The sequence below is a fragment of the Aeromicrobium sp. P5_D10 genome, assembly GCF_054049535.1.
Map to the genome: position 1 here is coordinate 1 of NZ_JBFUME010000009.1, position 15,485 is coordinate 15,485.

Genomic DNA, 15,485 nt, shown 5'->3' on the forward strand with positions numbered 1-15,485 from the left:
CAACAACCAAAAAGGCTGCCGATCAAAACCGACGGGGTACTACCAATTAATCTCATCGACTTTTGACACACTGTTGAGTTCTCAAGAATCAGACGCTCACCACCCATCAATCCCAAAGGACATCAGGCACGGGGCAACTGGCCAAACAAGCACAGCTCGTTTTCACCCAAAACACACGGGGTCGGTCACTGTGCACAGCCAACGGCTAGCAATGTTGTTGTGGCTGCTGGGATAACTTACATGGTTCGTTTTCACCGGTCAATCCCGGGTCGGTCACCATGTTGCAGCTACTTGCTAGTTGTTCGTGCTTGGCTTGCATGGATTAAGTTACACGACCTCGACTTCAGCCCTGCACCGGGGGGTCCCCCTTGCCGAGCGCCCCTTGGGATTGCAGGCCATTGGCTAGCTGACCCCGACAATGGGCAGGCGAAGGGCCGCCGGAGCATCGGCCGGCACGGCGGGTGAACGAGGCGGCACAGGTTCCACCTTGCGATAGCCCTCGCCCATGGCCGGGCGCTGGTCCGGCTCACCTTTGTTGGGCCAATAGGACATCGCCCGCTCGGTTTGAGCGGTGATCGTGAGCGAGGGGTTGACGCCGAGGTTGGCGGTGATGGTCGAACCATCAGCAACATGCAGACCGGGGTGACCGTACAACCGCTGATACGGGTCGACGACCCCCGTCTCGGCCGTGTCGCCGATCGCGCAGCCGCCCATGAAGTGGGCGGTCAGCGGAACGTTGAAGGGCTCGCCTATCGTGCCGCCTGGCGTGCCGCCCATTTCCTCAGCCATCATCTGCACTGCCCGATGGCCTGGTTCGATGAAGGCCGGATTGGGCGCGCCATGCCCCTGCCGGGAGGTCAGTTTTCGCTTCCCCGTCAGGCCGCGCTTGGTGTACGTCGTGATCGAGTTGTCATGCGTCTGCATGACAAGGGCGATGATCGTACGTTCCGACCAGTGCCGTAGGTCGTAGAGCTTGAATAGATTCCGCTTCTGTCTCCACATCTCACGCAACCACACCTTCCAACGCGCACGGTCAGTGCTGCCGTCGGTGAGGACCGTCTGCATCAGTGACATGGCATTCGATCGCTTGCCGTAACGGGTCGGCTCGATATGCGTGAACTCGTCGGGGTGGAAGGATGACGTGATCGCGACGCCCTCGCTGTAGTCGACATCCTTCTCGTCGGCGATCGAGCCGAGCAGCGCTTCGGAGTTCGTCCGGGTCAGGACGCCCAACCGATCCGAGAGGTGCGGAAGGATCGCCTGATCCCGCATCTTGTGCAGAAGCTTCTGGGTGCCCATCGTGCTCGCAGAGAAGACAACCTGCTCGGCTGTGATCGTGCGATGCGGTCGAAAGCGCTTGTTGGTGCGTCGAGTCTCGATCTCGTAACCGCCACCGGCACGCGGACGCACCGCTGTCACGGTCGTCAGCGGATGCACTTCGGCGCCCGCCGCCTCCGCGAGATGAAGATAGTTCTTGACGAGAGTGTTCTTGGCGTTGTGCCGACAACCGGTCATACATTCACCGCAGTTGAGACATGCATTGCGCTCCGGCCCGGCACCGCCGAAGTAGGGATCGGCGACCTTCTCACCCGGTTGCCCGAAGTAGACCCCGACCGGGGTGTGGTGGAATGTGCCGCCTACACCCATGCGCTCCGCGACCTTCTTGACCACCTCGTCTGCCGGCGTGACGTGGGGATAGATCGTGACCCCGAGCATGCGCTTGGCCTGATCGTAGTAGGGCGCGAGCTCGGTCTTCCAATCGGTGATATGCCCCCAGGCAGGGTCTTTGTAGAAGGGGTCGAGCGGTTCATACAACGTGTTGGCATAGACCAAGGAACCCCCGCCGACACCGGCACCCGACAAGATCAAGACGTCTTTGAGCTTGTCGATGCGCTGAATTCCGTAGCAGCCGATCTGCGGCATCCACAAGAATTTGCGCAGCCGCCACGAGCTCTTGGCGAAGTCCTTGTCCGCGAATCGCTTGCCGGCCTCGAGCACAGCGACTTTGTACCCTTTCTCGGTCAGCCGCAGCGCCGAGACGCTACCGCCGAATCCCGATCCGATGATCAAGACGTCGTAGTCAAATTCCTGATTAGGCACGCGGAGTCCTCCTCAGGACCTTGAGACCAGTGGTGAGAAGCCCCGCAAACTTGTCCGACTCCAAAAATGACGGACCCGACATGGGCATCAGTCGTTGGACGCCCACCGATTGCGGCTCGGTATAGCGCAGGATTCCTTCAGCGCCCTGCCGGCGTCCGAGCCCGGATTGGCGCATACCGCCCATGGGTGCGTCGACGCTGCCGAATGTCGCGGAGAATCCTTCGTTGATGTTGACCGTCCCGGCTTTGATGCGCGGAGCGATGACCTTGGCCTCGCGGGGCCTGCCCCACACGCTGGCATTCAGCCCGTACTCCCCCTGGTTGGCGAGTCGGATCGCGTCTTCGACCGTGGCGTACGGATACAGCGCGACCAGCGGACCGAACGTCTCGCCGGCAAAGCATTCGGCCTCGGGCGATACACCTTCGAGCACCGTCGGTTCGAAGAAGTAGGGCCCGATATCTGGTCGGGGCTTACCGCCGACCAACACCGTCGCTCCGGTCTTCTTCGCATCATCCACGTGTTCGGTGACGACATCGAGCTGGGCCTGGGAGACGAGCGAACCTATTTCGACATCCCAGTCGAGGGATGCCCCCAGCGACAGATGCTCGACGCGCGAGACGAAGGCGGCCTTGAACTCCTCGAACCGATCCTGCGGCACGTAGATCCGCTCGATCGACACACACAGCTGACCGGCAGACGAAAAGCAGGCTTGGACCGCACCGTCAGCTGCCCGTTCGATATCGGCGCTTGGCAACACGATCATGGGGTTCTTGCCACCGAGTTCGAGCGAACAGCTGATCAGACGCGCGGCGGCCTGCGCCGCGATGATCTTGCCGGTCGCCGTCGATCCGGTGAAGCAGACATAGTCGGCCCGCTCGATGATCGCCGTGCCGATGACTGATCCGGCTCCGCTGACAACCTGCCAGACATCCCCGGGGAGACCCGCTTCGCGCAGCAGTTCGATCGCCGCCAGCGCGATGAGCGGACTCTGACTGTCGGGCTTGTGCACGACCGCATTGCCTGCGGCAACGGCGGGCAATCCGTCCGCGATCGCCATGGTCAACGGATAGTTCCACGGGCTGATGATGCCGACGATCCCCTTGGGAACCTGATTGACCGTGATGGAGGTCAGCGTCGGAAGTGCGCCGTTGCGACGCTTGGGGGCCAACTGGCTTCGCAGCCGACGCGCATAGAATCGCGCCGTCAAGGCCAGGTGGGCGATTTCGTCGAAGGCATGTCGGCGACTTTTGCCCGACTCGATCTGGATCAGGTCGAGCAGCTCCTCTTGGTGTTCGAGGACCAGATCGTGAAATCGCAGCAGTATCCGCTTGCGCTCTGCCAGCGAGGTCTTGGCCCAGCGGTCCTGGGCGACGCGCGCTGTGTCGAATGCGGTATCGACGTCGGCCAGAGTCGATTCGGGAATCTCAGCGACGACTTCGCCATTCAAAGGCGAATGGGTCGTGCGGGTCTGGCCTGATGTCGACCTGATCAGTGCCGTCAGCTGGGCGAGCCTGGCTTCCGACACAGGCGACGAGGTGGTGGTCGGCACGTCGAACATTGTCATACCCCGAGTATGACATCGGCGGTGTCACATGGCTACTGACCGGTAACCCCGCTCTCAGGAAAACAGGCGTTCGCCCCAATAGCCCTCGGACCCGACGCCTGGCGGGCAGGCGAACAGCCCCGAACCGACGTGGACGATGTACTCGTTGAGCAGATCGTTGTTGAGCCCTGCCAGGGACTTTTGGATCTGCACGAACTGCTTGAAGGGATCTCGCTGATACGCGATGAAGAACAGACCCGCCGAAAGCTGCCCCAGGCCATTCGACCCGTCGACGAAGTTGTAGCCACGTCGCAGCAGCTTGGCACCCTTGTTGAAATCAGGATGAGCCAGACGCACATGGGATTTCTCGGCGATCGAGAGCTCCCCGGCGTCGGTCTTGGCCGTGAAGTCGATCACATCGAACTCGTCGCCGCCTGACAAGGGGCCACCTGACCCCTTGGCCCGGCCCATGATGTTCTCCTGGCCTTCCAGGGACTCGCGGTCCCAGGTCTCGATCCGCATGTCGATCTTGCGGGTCACGAGATAGGAACCACCGACCAGCCAATCAGGGCCGTCTTCGGGATGGACCCAGATGAAGTCCTCGACGTCCTTCTTGTCCTCGACCTTGATATTGGCCGTTCCGTCCTTGAAACCGAAGAGATTGCGAGCCGTGACCTGCGCCGACGAGGTCGACGATGTGCGTCCGAAACCCATCTGCGAATACTGCACAGACGCCCGGCCGAAGGCGATCCGGACCAGATTACGCACGGCGTGCACTGCGACCTGCGGATCATTGGCGCATGCCTGGATCGCCAGGTCTCCCCCGCTGATCGCCGGATCCAGACGATCACCGCTGAAGGAGGGCAGTTCTTTCAGCAGATCGGGCAGTTTGCCATCGAGCCCGAACCGGGGCTTGCCCGAGTCGTCGACGAACATTCCGCGACCGAAGCCGACTGTGATCGTGAGTCCCGACGGCGGCAACCCGAGGGCCTCACCCGTGTCTTCGGGCGGCGCGTACGGCGAGCCGCCCACGGCGCCCAGTTGCCCGACGTCATTGCCTTGAGTGAGCTGGCGGGCAGCCGCCGTCCAATCCTGCAGCAGCAGGATCAGGTCCCCACGGCTCTCGGTCGTCAGCTTGAACGCGGCGAAGTAGAGCCGGTCCTGCGCCGGCGTGACGATCCCGGCCTGATGCTTGCCCTCGAAAGGAACCGGCAAGGCATCGGGATCAGGCACGACCGGCGGCGCCGACTTGTCGGCAGCGGCGTAGCCGGCACCGGCTCCGACCGCACCGGCGGCCACCACGCCGAGTCCGGCCGCGCCCAGCAGCTTCCTACGGGACACGCCGGACCCCGACGTGGGGATCTTGTTATTCACAGCTCTATTGTCACCCAGCTATCGCGTTTGATCAGGCCGACTTCGACACGACGGCCGCGACCTGGCTGATCGGCTCGCTCAGCGCCGCAACAGCATCCGAAAGAGCCTTGATCTGCTCCTTCGTCAGCTTGTCGTAGAACGCCCAGTCGCCGGTCGTCTGGTCCTGATGCTGGTTGAGTTCCTTGTCGACGGCCGCGAACTCGGCGTCGAGCTTGGCGACCAGTTCGGGATCCTGCTTCTCCAGGACCGGGCGCAGCGACGCGATCGCGGCCTGCGAACCCTCGATATTGGCCTTGAAGTCCCACAGATCGGTGTGGCTGAACTCGTCTTCCTCACCCGTGATCTTGCCGGTCGCGACCTCGTCGAGCAGGCCCTTCGAGCCCTGTGCGAGCTCGAGTGCCGTCAGCGGAGCGTCCTGGCCGAGCGCGACGATCTTCTTGACGTTGACAAGGAGCTGATCGGCGTACTTGTCCATGCCTTCGGTGTTGTTCTCGACCCAGAGCTGCTTCTCGATGCGGTGCCAGCCGGTGAAGTCGACGCCTTCGGCGATCGCGTCGGGCTCTCGGCCGTCGGTGATCGGATCGAGGTCGCCGAACTTCTCGGCAACCGGCTCGATGCGCTCCCAGTAGGTGCGTGCGACAGGGAACAACGCCTTGGCCTCGTCGACCTTGCCCGCCTTGACCGCGTCGACGAACTCGGTGGTCTTGACGATCAGCGCATCGGATTGCGACTTGACGTAGCGGGCATAGCTTTCGGCTGCGGCCTTGAGCTCTTCGGAGTCGGACAGCGACTTGGCGGCCTCACCCGTGACAGTCAGCGTCTGGCGAATACCGTCGCCGATCATGCCGGGCTTGCAGGCGCCTTCATAGGTGCCCTTGGGCAGGTCGACGACCAGGTTGCGCGTCAAGCCCGGACCGACGTTCTCGACCTCGCCCAGGATGCGGTCACCCTCGGCGTAGACGTAGAACTCCGTGACACGCGAGCCCTTGTTGGTGACCTTGAATGTTGACGGACCGGCGTCCAGTTTGGTCGCGGAGACCTTGCACTCAGAATCGGAGGCGGCGACGGTCAGATCGCCTGACGCCGTCTGCTCGGAGGGGTCGGAGGCGCAGGCGCCGAGGCTCAGCGCGGCCATCGTCAGCACACCCAGCGTGGCAAGAGAAGACTTCATCGGGGCTTTCCTTCTGTTTCAGGCTGCCCAGAATAAGGCTAGCCTCACCATGCTAAGGCAGGCCTGAGTCGACGGCTATCCCCGGAGGGTGTGATGTGCGACGTCGAAGCGAACGAAGCAGTGCCCGACCTTTCACGGTCGGGCACAGCTCGTGATCGATCTCAGATCAGGCGAGACAGTCCGCCAATGTGAGGACGCCGCTGGCTGCCGCGAAGACAAGCTCGGCTGCGCCGGCCGGCGGGAACACGATCGCGGCGGTTCCGCCGAGCGCCAATCCGACGATGCAGTAGCCGTCGAGCTGGTTCGGCGATGCCGGCGTGCCCTGTCCGGTCAAGTGGACGGTTTCGACCTGCTGACCGTTGATGTACTTCTGCAGGTACGAGCCCTTGCAGTTGCTCAATTTCTCACCGTCGGCCATGGTGTAGCTGGTTCCATTGGTGGATACACAGACGTAGTCGTAGTTGCCCGAGGGCTCTGCGCTCGCAGTTCCTCCGCTGGCCGATACCAGGCCGATCGCGGCTACTGAGGCGGCGACGGCAGTGGCGATTCGATTCCTCATGATGGTTCCCTTTCGTCCACCCGCCAGAGGCGGGATGTGATTGGTTGCTTCAATCGGTTACTTCAAACGTAGACCGCACGCGAGCCGATATCTGTGGCACGCATCACATTCGTGACAACCAATCACGACGAGTTCAGAATCGCTTCTCGAAGCACAGGGAATACGTGACGGCTTCGTAGGGCGCAAAGACCGGGATCGGAGTGTACCCATGACGGCCGTAGAACCCGAGGGCGGCATGTTGGCGGTCGCCCGTGTGAATCAGGATGCGAGCGACACCTTGGCCACGGGCAACGTGTTCGATCGCTGCCAGCAGCTCGTCGGCGACGCCGGTCCCGCGGGATGCGGGACGGACGTACAACCGCTTCATCTCGAGCTCCCCGGCCAATTCGCCATCGAGGCGTCGTACGCACGCATGCCCGACCGGCCCCTCGGCGTCGTAGGCGACATAGGTCGCGAGCACCGAGGCCGGATCGAGCCCCTCGGACCCGCCCCGATGCACCGCCGCCGGATCGTCGGCGTAGAGCTGATTGCCCAGTGCGACGTGCTCATCGCGGAGCATGACCGCATCCGGATGATCGAAAGCAACCGGCTCGATGCGCATCAGCCGACGACAACCTCGACCCGCTGGAACTCCTTGACATCGGTGTAACCCGTCGTGGCCATCGCGCGACGCAGCGCACCGATCAGATTCATGGTGCCGTCCGGGACCGACGAGGGGCCGAACAGCACCGACTCCAAGTCACCGACGGTTCCGATGTCGACTCGCTCGCCGCGCGGCAGATCGGGGTGCCAGGCCTCTGCACCCCAGTGATAACCGCGGCCGGGCGCTTCCGAGGCACGCGCGAACGGCGAACCGATCATGACGGCGTCGGCACCGCACGCGATCGCCTTGGCGATATCGCCGCTGCGCCCGATCGATCCGTCGGCGATGACGTGGACGTAACGTCCGCCAGACTCATCGAGGTAGTCACGACGTGCCGCGGCGACATCGGCCACGGCCGACGCCATGGGCACCGAGATGCCGAGCACTGAACGAGTCGTGTGCGCAGCACCGCCGCCGAAACCGACCAGGACACCGGCGGCCCCGGTGCGCATGAGGTGCAGGGCTGCTTGATAGGTGGCACAGCCACCGACGATGACGGGCACGTCGAGCTCGTAGATGAACTCTTTGAGATTGAGCGGCTCCGTCTGACCGGAGACATGCTCGGCCGAGACCGTCGTGCCACGGATCACAAACAGGTCGACGCCTGCGGCCACAACGGTGTCGGCGAACTCCTTGGTGCGGGCTGGAGACAATGACCCGGCCACCGTGACGCCGGCCGATCGCATCTGCTGAAGTCGCGCGGTGATCAGCTCGGCCTTGATCGGCTCGGCGTAGATCTCCTGCAGACGCTTGGTGGCCTGAGGTCCCTCAATGCTGGCCACCTCGTCGAGCAGCTCTTCAGGATTGTCGTAGCGGGTCCACAGCCCCTCGAGATCGAGCACACCGAGTCCGCCGTGTTTGCCGAGCGCGATAGCCGTCTCGGGGCTCATGACCGAATCCATGGGTGCCGCGATGACCGGAAGGTCGAATCGGTAGGCATCGATCTGCCAGGCTGTCGACACCTCTTCGGGGTCACGCGTGCGTCGGCTCGGGACGATCGCGATGTCGTCAAAGGAGTATGCCCGTCGACCGCGCTTGGCTGTGCCGATCTCGATGTCTGCCATGAGCACCAGCCTAGTGGTTGGCTAGTGCGCGTCTCGGGTGTGCCTTACTGGACGCCGCGCTGGATGTCGTCGAGTGAAAGATCGGTCAGCATGCCGGCCGGATTGGCGTTGCGCCGCACCAGCACCGGCTGCACATCGTCGCTCTCGCGGGCCAATGCGTACTGGGTGTCGGCGAGCGCGAATCGCAAGGCTCGCGACATCGAACCGACCCGAGCATCGGACGGACTGATCTTCGGCGCGGCGGCCTTGATCGCCATCGCCAGGATCGGCAGCGTGCCGCCGGCATTGGCGAGCTTGTCGCAGAAGCTGCGGACCTTGGAATCCAAGAGGATCTTCTCGATGATCGCTTTGTACTCCGCAGGCGAACTCGCGGGTTGGTCGTGGATGACTTCGATTTCCTTGGCCATCTCGTGCCAGGACAGCTTGGCCGGCTTCTTGACGGCCGGTTCCTTGCGCTCGCTGACCTCCTTGACCTTCTTCACTACCGGCTTGTCGATCTTCGGCTCAGGCGCCCGCTTCGGCGTCGACGGCTGCGGGGGCAGCTTGAGCGCCTTCGGGTCAGTCGACAGGTTTGCCGAGAAGATCGGCTGGAGCGCGGCAGCGGGGGGAACGGGCTTGGTCTTCAGCGGCACATACTGATCGACCTCGCGTTCCAGCAACGAGTTCACCGGATGATCGGCGAGCGTCGCGCCGATGACGTACTTGTCGAGTTCGTGCAGACGCCTCACCAGCGGCACGAAATCGCCATCGGCGGAAACCAGGATGAACACCTCGAGCTGGTCGAGATCGGCCGCAGCGCGCAGGGCATCGACGACCAGCACGATGTCAGCGGCATTCTTCTCGGCCTTGCCGACGCTGAAGACCTGGACCGTCTCGACGCCCGCGCGTTCGACGTCACGCCGATAGTCCTCGAGACCGAGCGCGCCCCAGTCGGCGAAGGCACGCGCGAGCGCGATCGTGCCGGCACCTGCCTCGCGGGCGGCGGCGACTTCGAGCTGATCGAGGATCTCCTCCATGGAGATATCAGGGATTTCGAGCTTGCCGTACCCCTTGAAGAGATTCTCGGCGTCGATGAAGACAGCGACGTTGCGGTTGTTGTTCACGCCTCGACGTTAGCGCGAAGCGTAATTGGGCGCCTCGGCTGTCATCTGGATATCGTGCGGATGACTCTCCTTGAGCCCCGCCGTCGTGATCCTCACGAACCGGCCATTGCGCTGCAGATCGGGGATCGTCGGCGCTCCGACATAGAACATCGACTGGTGCAACCCGCCCACGAGCTGATGTGCGACCGCCGCAAGGGGACCGCGGTAAGCGACTTGTCCCTCGATGCCTTCGGGGACGATCTTGTCGTCGCTGACGACATCGGCCTGGAAGTAGCGGTCCTTGGAGTAGGACTTCTTGCCGCGCGAGGCCATGGCACCCAGCGACCCCATGCCCCGATAGCTCTTGAACTGCTTGCCCGCGACGAAGATCAGTTCGCCCGGGCTCTCTTCACAGCCGGCCAGCAGGGAGCCGACCATCACAGTGTCCGCTCCGGCGACGAGCGCCTTGGCGATATCGCCCGAATATTGCAAACCGCCGTCTGCGATCAAGGGGATACCAGCAGGTCCACATGCCAAGGACGCTTCGTATACGGCTGTGATCTGCGGGACGCCGACGCCTGCGACGACTCGGGTCGTGCAGATCGAGCCGGGGCCGACGCCGACCTTGACCGCGTCGACACCGGCATCAATCAGTGCCTGGGCACCGGCGCGGGTCGCGACATTGCCGCCGATGATCTCGACTCCGTCGAATGCCCGGTCGGCCTTGAGCCGGCGGACCATGTCGAGCAGCAGGCGGGCGTGTCCGTGCGCAGTGTCGACGACGAGGACGTCGACGCCTGCCTCGCGCAGCGCGTTGGCCCGCTCCCACGAGTCGCCGAAGAAGCCGATAGCGGCGCCGACGAGCAGCCGGCCGTCCTCGGCCTTGCTGGCCAGAGGGTACTGCTCGGACTTGACGAAGTCCTTGACGGTGATGAGTCCGGCGAGGTGCCCTTCGGCGTCGATGATGGGCAGTCGCTCACGCTTGTGCGCACGCAGCAACGCCGACGCGTCCTCACGGCTGATGCCGACAGGACCGGTGATCAACGGCATCGGCGTCATGATCTCGTTGACGGTGCGCGTACCCCATTCGGCGACCGGGACGAAGCGCAGATCGCGGTTGGTGATGATGCCCAACAGTTTGTTGTCCTGGTCGACGACCGGGAGACCCGAGACACGGTACTCGCCACACAGTTCATCGAGTTCTTCCAGCGTGGCCTTCGGATTGATCGTCACAGGGTTCGGAATCATTCCGGTCTGCGTCCGTTTGACCAGATCGACCTGATAGGCCTGATCCTCGATCGAGAGATTGCGGTGCAAGATTCCGATGCCACCCTCGCGCGCCATGGCGATCGCCATGCGGGACTCGGTCACGGTGTCCATCGCGCTCGAGAGCAGCGGGACGCGCAGCGACAGGTTACGGGTCAAGCGCGCGGTGGTGTCGACCTCACTGGGCACGACATCGGTCTCACCGGGCAACAGGAGCACATCGTCGTACGTGAGTCCAAGATTTGCGAATTTGTCAGGAATACCCGTCTGCTCCATGCGTTCATGGTATCCCTCGACCCTCGCCGGTCCGACGTCCACCGCCACGCCCGAAATTGATTCGGGTTTCAAGCAGCGGTTCATCCGATTCCGGTTGTAGGCTGTCGCTTATGGAGCGCAAGCCTGGGCGCCCGCGCGCGTTGACCGTTGACGTCATCGCACAAGCGGCCCTCGACGATGGTGTGGATCAGTTCAGTATGCCGTCAGTGGCTCGCCGTCTCGGCGTCGCGCACTCAGGCCTCTACCGTTATGTGACCGACCGAGATGATCTATTAATCCACGCGCTCGACCGCGCCCATCGCACGACGACGTGGCCGGGCAGTGATCTCGGGTGGGAAGAGCTCGTGCGCGAGATCGGCGAAGCAGTCTGGCGGGTCTGCGATGCATTCCCGGGTCTCGACCGGGCCAGCCAGCTCGCCTCGAGGCCGGCTCCGGCCCTGCTCGAGCAGATGTCGGACTGGGTGAGTACGGTCCAAGGCCAGGGATTCGAGCCAGAGGATGCCGCCGTGGCCGTCGAATTTCCGATCTCTTTGGCGCTCGACAGCTCGATTCAAATGAGTCGATTGCGCAAGATACAGACCGCTCACCCCGAGGAGATCCTCGACGCCTACTCGCACGACGAGGTGTGGGAAGGACGCGGACTGTACAGCCGCAAGCTCGACATCTTCATCGCCGGGCTGGCGCTGCGCCGCCGTTCGAGCTGACGCCGGGTCCAAAAGCTCCGGGTTCATCTCCTGCGGCCACCACGACCACGCAGGAGATGAACCCGAATTAAGGGTAGCCTACCCTTAGATTGATGGAGTAGGCAAAGTGCCCCCGTATTCGAAGACGATCCGGCGGCCTGTCGGTTCGAGCTCCAGCAGCCGGACCGCGACCTGCTGGCCTTCTGGCAGGTCGGCTCCCCGACAGCTGGCAAGTACCGGGGGCGCCATCAGCATGATCTCGCCCTCTTCGCGGTCAGCCCTGACCACGATGGCATCGAACGACTCCCCCACCCGGCCGGCCAGCTCCCAGGCCTCGGCCTGGTCGATACACGAACGATCGGCTTGGGACGCACGTCGGTCGGAGTCGCGCATGATCTCGCCCAGCGACGGCAGCGCCTCGCGGGCCCAGGCAGCGACCGGACGTTTCTCACAGATCGCGAGACACACCTCGGTGCCGAACCGGTCGGCCAATCGCCTCAGTGGTGCCGTCACGTGCGCGTACGGCCCGCCCACGCCGGCATGCACGGGCTGCTGGGGCGCGGCCCCGTCGAACGACTCGTACGCCGCACCGCGCAGCAGACGGGTGGCGTCGCGCATCAGTGCGATCGACGTAGCCAGCTCGGGATCGAGATCAGCCAGGACCTGGGAGGCGGTGGCCCCGTCGGCGACCTGGACGCCCAAGGCCTGGGCGGTCCGCAGGAAGGCCGCGCGGTCGCTGTCCTCACTCGGTGGCAAGGTGCGCAGCAGACCGATCCCGGCCCCCAGCATGAGCTGCGCGGCCGCCATGCCGGTCAGCAGCGAGATCTCAGCGTTCCACCCGTCGACGTCGGTGCGCTGACGCATGTGGACCCGCCAGCCGCTGTCGGTCATCACGACCTCCTGCTCCGGCAGAGCCAGCTCGACGGCGCCGAGCTCGACTCGCACCGCCCGACGCAGCCGCCCCAGGTCGGCCAGCGGCTCGATCGAGGGGTGCGGTGCGCCTGCGTCGAATCCGGCTTGCACCCCGTCGTAGTCGAGTTGGGCGATCGAGCGGACCGCTGCCCGCCTGACATCGACGTGCGTCGCGACACCTTGCTCGTCGACGTCGATCGTCCACAGTGCCGCACCGCGGACCTCGTCGGGCAGCAGGCTCAGCGCCCCCTCGGACAGCACCGGCGGATGCAGCGGGACACGCCCGTCGGGCAGGTAGATCGTCTGCCCACGTCGCCGCGCTTCGGCGTCGACCGCGCCCCCCGGAGGAATCACCGATCCGAGATCGGCTATCGCATAGTGGACTCGGAAGCCGGCCCCTCGACGTTCTAGGTAGACCGCCTGATCGAGATCTCTGGCTCCCTCGGGATCGATCGTCACGAACGGCAATGCCGTCGCGTCATCGACCTCTCCAGCGTCAGTCGCCGCGATCTTGTCGGCCTCTGCCAGGACGTCAGGAGGAAACCGATCGCTGTCGGCGGCCGGCGGCAATCCCAGGTCGGCTCGGATGGCTTCGAAGTCATGGACGCTCACGTCCTAGAACGTACAACGCCCGCCCCGGAGAACCGGGGCGGGCGCCGTGCTTGATTCAACCGATCAGTGGTTGTGACCTGCGTGCGCGTCGGCGCCGGCCTCTTCGGCCGGCTTCTCGACGATCAGCGTTTCGGTCGTCAGCAGCATCGCGGTGATCGACGCGGCGTTGGCCAGCGCGGAACGCGTGACCTTGACCGGGTCGAGGACGCCCTGGGCGACCAGGTCGCCGTAGGTGTCGGTGGCCGCGTTGTAGCCCTGGCCGCTCTCGCGCACCTTGTTGACGACGACCTCACCGGAGACGCCGCCGTTGCGGGCGATCCACTCCAGCGGCGCGTCGGCGCCGATGCGGACGATCCGGACGCCGACAGCTTCGTCGCCGACGAGGCCGAGGTTGTCGTCGAGCACCGAGACAGCGTGGACAAGAGCCGAGCCGCCACCGGCGACGATGCCCTCTTCGATCGCTGCACGAGTCGCCGAGACGGCGTCTTCGATGCGGTGCTTCTTCTCCTTGAGCTCGACCTCGGTGGCCGCGCCGACCTGGATGACGCAGACGCCGCCCGCGAGCTTGGCCAAACGCTCCTGCAGCTTCTCGCGGTCCCAGTCCGAATCGGTGTTCTCGATCTCGGCCTTGATCTGGCTGACCCGACCGTCGACGTCGGCCTTGTCGCCACCGCCTTCGATGATTGTGGTGGCGTCCTTGGTGATGACGACGCGGCGCGCGGTACCGAGCGCCTCGAGGCCGATCGTGTCGAGCTTGAGACCGACATCGGGCGTCACGACCTCGGCGCCCGTGAGGGTCGCAATGTCCTGCAACATGGCCTTGCGGCGGTCACCGAACGCGGGTGCCTTGACGGCGGCCGACGTGAACGTGCCCTTGATCTTGTTGACGACCAGGGTCGAGAGCGCTTCGCCCTCGATGTCCTCGGCGATGATGAACAGCGGCTTACCGGCCTGGACGACCTTCTCCAGGATCGGCAGCAGATCGCTGACCGAGGAGATCTTGCCCTGGTTGACCAGGATGTAGGGATCGTCGAGAACGACTTCCATACGCTCGGTGTCGGTCACCATGTAGGGCGACAGGTAGCCCTTGTCGAACTGCATGCCCTCGGTGAACTCGAGCTCGGTGCCCATCGTGTTGGACTCTTCGACGGTGATGACACCGTCCTTGCCGACCTTGTCGAATGCCTCGGCGATGAGCTCGCCGATGTGGGCGTCACGCGACGAGACGGTCGCGACGTCGGTCATGTCCTTGATGTCGTCGACTTCACGAGCCTGCGAGTGGAGCTGCTCGGTGACAGCCTTGACGGCAGCCTCGATGCCCTTCTTCAGGCCGACCGGGTTGGCGCCCGCAGCAACGGCACGCAGACCTTCGTGGACCATGGCCTGCGCCAGGACGGTCGCGGTGGTGGTGCCGTCACCGGCGACGTCATTGGTCTTGGTGGCGACTTCCTTGGCCAGCTGGGCGCCGAGGTTCTCGAACGGGTCGTCGAGCTCGACCTCGCGGGCGACGGTCACACCGTCGTTCGTGATCGTGGGAGCGCCCCACTTCTTGTCGAGGACGACGTAGCGACCCTTGGGGCCGAGCGTGACCTTGACGGTGTTGGCAAGCTTGTCGACGCCGCGCTCGAGTGAGCGGCGGGCGTTCTCGTCAAATTCGAGAATCTTGGGCATATAAGCCTCTTTCAAAAATATGGGTGCGACTGGGGAGACTGGTGCTTCTCAGGACGTGAGAGACCCCGGCGCCCTCACGGGCGCCGGGGCGTCAAATCACGAAACGACAGCGAGAACGTCGCGCGCGGACAAGATGAGGTACTCCTCGCCCGCGTACTTGACCTCGGTGCCGCCGTACTTGCTGAAGATAACCTTGTCGCCGACTGCAACGTCGAGCGGAACGCGGTTGCCGTTGTCATCGACCCGACCGGGGCCGACCGAAACGACGATGCCTTCCTGCGGCTTCTCCTTGGCGGTGTCCGGAATAACGAGTCCGGACGCAGTGGTCTGCTCTGCTTCGACAACCTGGATGACCAGACGGTCCTCGAGCGGCTTGATGGTGACCGACACGTGTCGACCTCCCCTTTCAACGGTGAACGTTGGGACATTGGTGAGTACGCCGTCGCGGGGGTCGAACTCACCTGTGGGTTAGCACTCCCACGAGGAGAGTGCCAATACAGAACTTAGCACTCGACCCAAGCGACTGCTA

General features: G+C 64.0%; 13 protein-coding genes. 1 reads left to right on the forward strand and 12 read right to left on the reverse strand.

The genetic code is table 11. From position 1 onward, the window contains the following. Positions 1–402: 402 nt before the first annotated feature. From ACXJKC_RS17055 to guaB, 9 genes are all read right to left on the reverse strand, one after another. Positions 403–2,100: a GMC oxidoreductase gene (locus ACXJKC_RS17055; protein ID WP_456697943.1), complete on the reverse strand. Its 1,698-nt coding sequence runs from the start codon at positions 2,098–2,100 to the stop codon at positions 403–405. Continuing rightward, complete coding sequence (locus tag ACXJKC_RS17060; RefSeq protein ID WP_456697944.1) at positions 2,093–3,664, reverse strand: succinic semialdehyde dehydrogenase; 1,572 nt, start codon at positions 3,662–3,664, stop codon at positions 2,093–2,095. Before ACXJKC_RS17060 ends, ACXJKC_RS17055 begins: the two co-directional genes overlap by 8 nt. Before the next feature lie 54 nt (positions 3,665–3,718). Continuing rightward, the gene (gene efeB / locus ACXJKC_RS17065) at positions 3,719–5,017 is read right to left on the reverse strand and encodes an iron uptake transporter deferrochelatase/peroxidase subunit (RefSeq protein ID WP_456697945.1); all 1,299 of its coding nucleotides are present in this window, start codon (positions 5,015–5,017) and stop codon (positions 3,719–3,721) included. Between the two features lie 31 nt (positions 5,018–5,048). Beyond that, entirely contained in the window at positions 5,049–6,188 is a 1,140-nt protein-coding gene (efeO, locus tag ACXJKC_RS17070; protein ID WP_456697946.1) for an iron uptake system protein EfeO, read from the reverse strand. A gap of 166 nt (positions 6,189–6,354) precedes the next feature. Continuing rightward, positions 6,355–6,747: a hypothetical protein gene (locus ACXJKC_RS17075; RefSeq protein ID WP_456697947.1), complete on the reverse strand. Its 393-nt coding sequence runs from the start codon at positions 6,745–6,747 to the stop codon at positions 6,355–6,357. 133 nt (positions 6,748–6,880) lie between these two features. Next, complete coding sequence (locus ACXJKC_RS17080) at positions 6,881–7,348, reverse strand: GNAT family N-acetyltransferase (protein ID WP_456697948.1); 468 nt, start codon at positions 7,346–7,348, stop codon at positions 6,881–6,883. Beyond that, positions 7,348–8,454, reverse strand: a complete 1,107-nt coding sequence (locus ACXJKC_RS17085) for a GuaB3 family IMP dehydrogenase-related protein (RefSeq protein WP_456697949.1) — start codon at positions 8,452–8,454, stop codon at positions 7,348–7,350. The genes ACXJKC_RS17080 and ACXJKC_RS17085 overlap by 1 nt, the downstream gene beginning before the upstream one ends. A gap of 44 nt (positions 8,455–8,498) precedes the next feature. Next, positions 8,499–9,557 (reverse strand): NYN domain-containing protein, encoded by a 1,059-nt coding sequence (locus ACXJKC_RS17090; protein ID WP_456697950.1) that lies wholly within the window; start codon positions 9,555–9,557, stop codon positions 8,499–8,501. 9 nt (positions 9,558–9,566) lie between these two features. Further along, a complete protein-coding gene (gene guaB / locus ACXJKC_RS17095; RefSeq protein WP_456697951.1) occupies positions 9,567–11,078 on the reverse strand; it encodes an IMP dehydrogenase in 1,512 nt (503 codons plus the stop codon). A 110-nt stretch (positions 11,079–11,188) separates the two neighbouring features. Between guaB and ACXJKC_RS17100 the strand changes: the two genes are divergently transcribed. Beyond that, entirely contained in the window at positions 11,189–11,782 is a 594-nt protein-coding gene (locus ACXJKC_RS17100; RefSeq protein ID WP_456697952.1) for a TetR/AcrR family transcriptional regulator, read from the forward strand. A gap of 84 nt (positions 11,783–11,866) precedes the next feature. Here the strand turns inward: ACXJKC_RS17100 and ACXJKC_RS17105 are convergent, their stop codons facing one another. The 3 genes from ACXJKC_RS17105 to groES form a co-directional block, all read right to left on the reverse strand. Beyond that, positions 11,867–13,285 carry an RNB domain-containing ribonuclease gene (locus ACXJKC_RS17105; protein ID WP_456697953.1) on the reverse strand — a complete coding sequence of 473 codons (1,419 nt, stop codon included), beginning with the start codon at positions 13,283–13,285 and terminating at the stop codon, positions 11,867–11,869. A gap of 63 nt (positions 13,286–13,348) precedes the next feature. Continuing rightward, positions 13,349–14,956: a chaperonin GroEL gene (gene groL / locus ACXJKC_RS17110; protein ID WP_456697954.1), complete on the reverse strand. Its 1,608-nt coding sequence runs from the start codon at positions 14,954–14,956 to the stop codon at positions 13,349–13,351. A gap of 96 nt (positions 14,957–15,052) precedes the next feature. After that, a complete protein-coding gene (gene groES, locus ACXJKC_RS17115; protein ID WP_456697955.1) occupies positions 15,053–15,346 on the reverse strand; it encodes a co-chaperone GroES in 294 nt (97 codons plus the stop codon). Positions 15,347–15,485 lie beyond the last annotated feature (139 nt).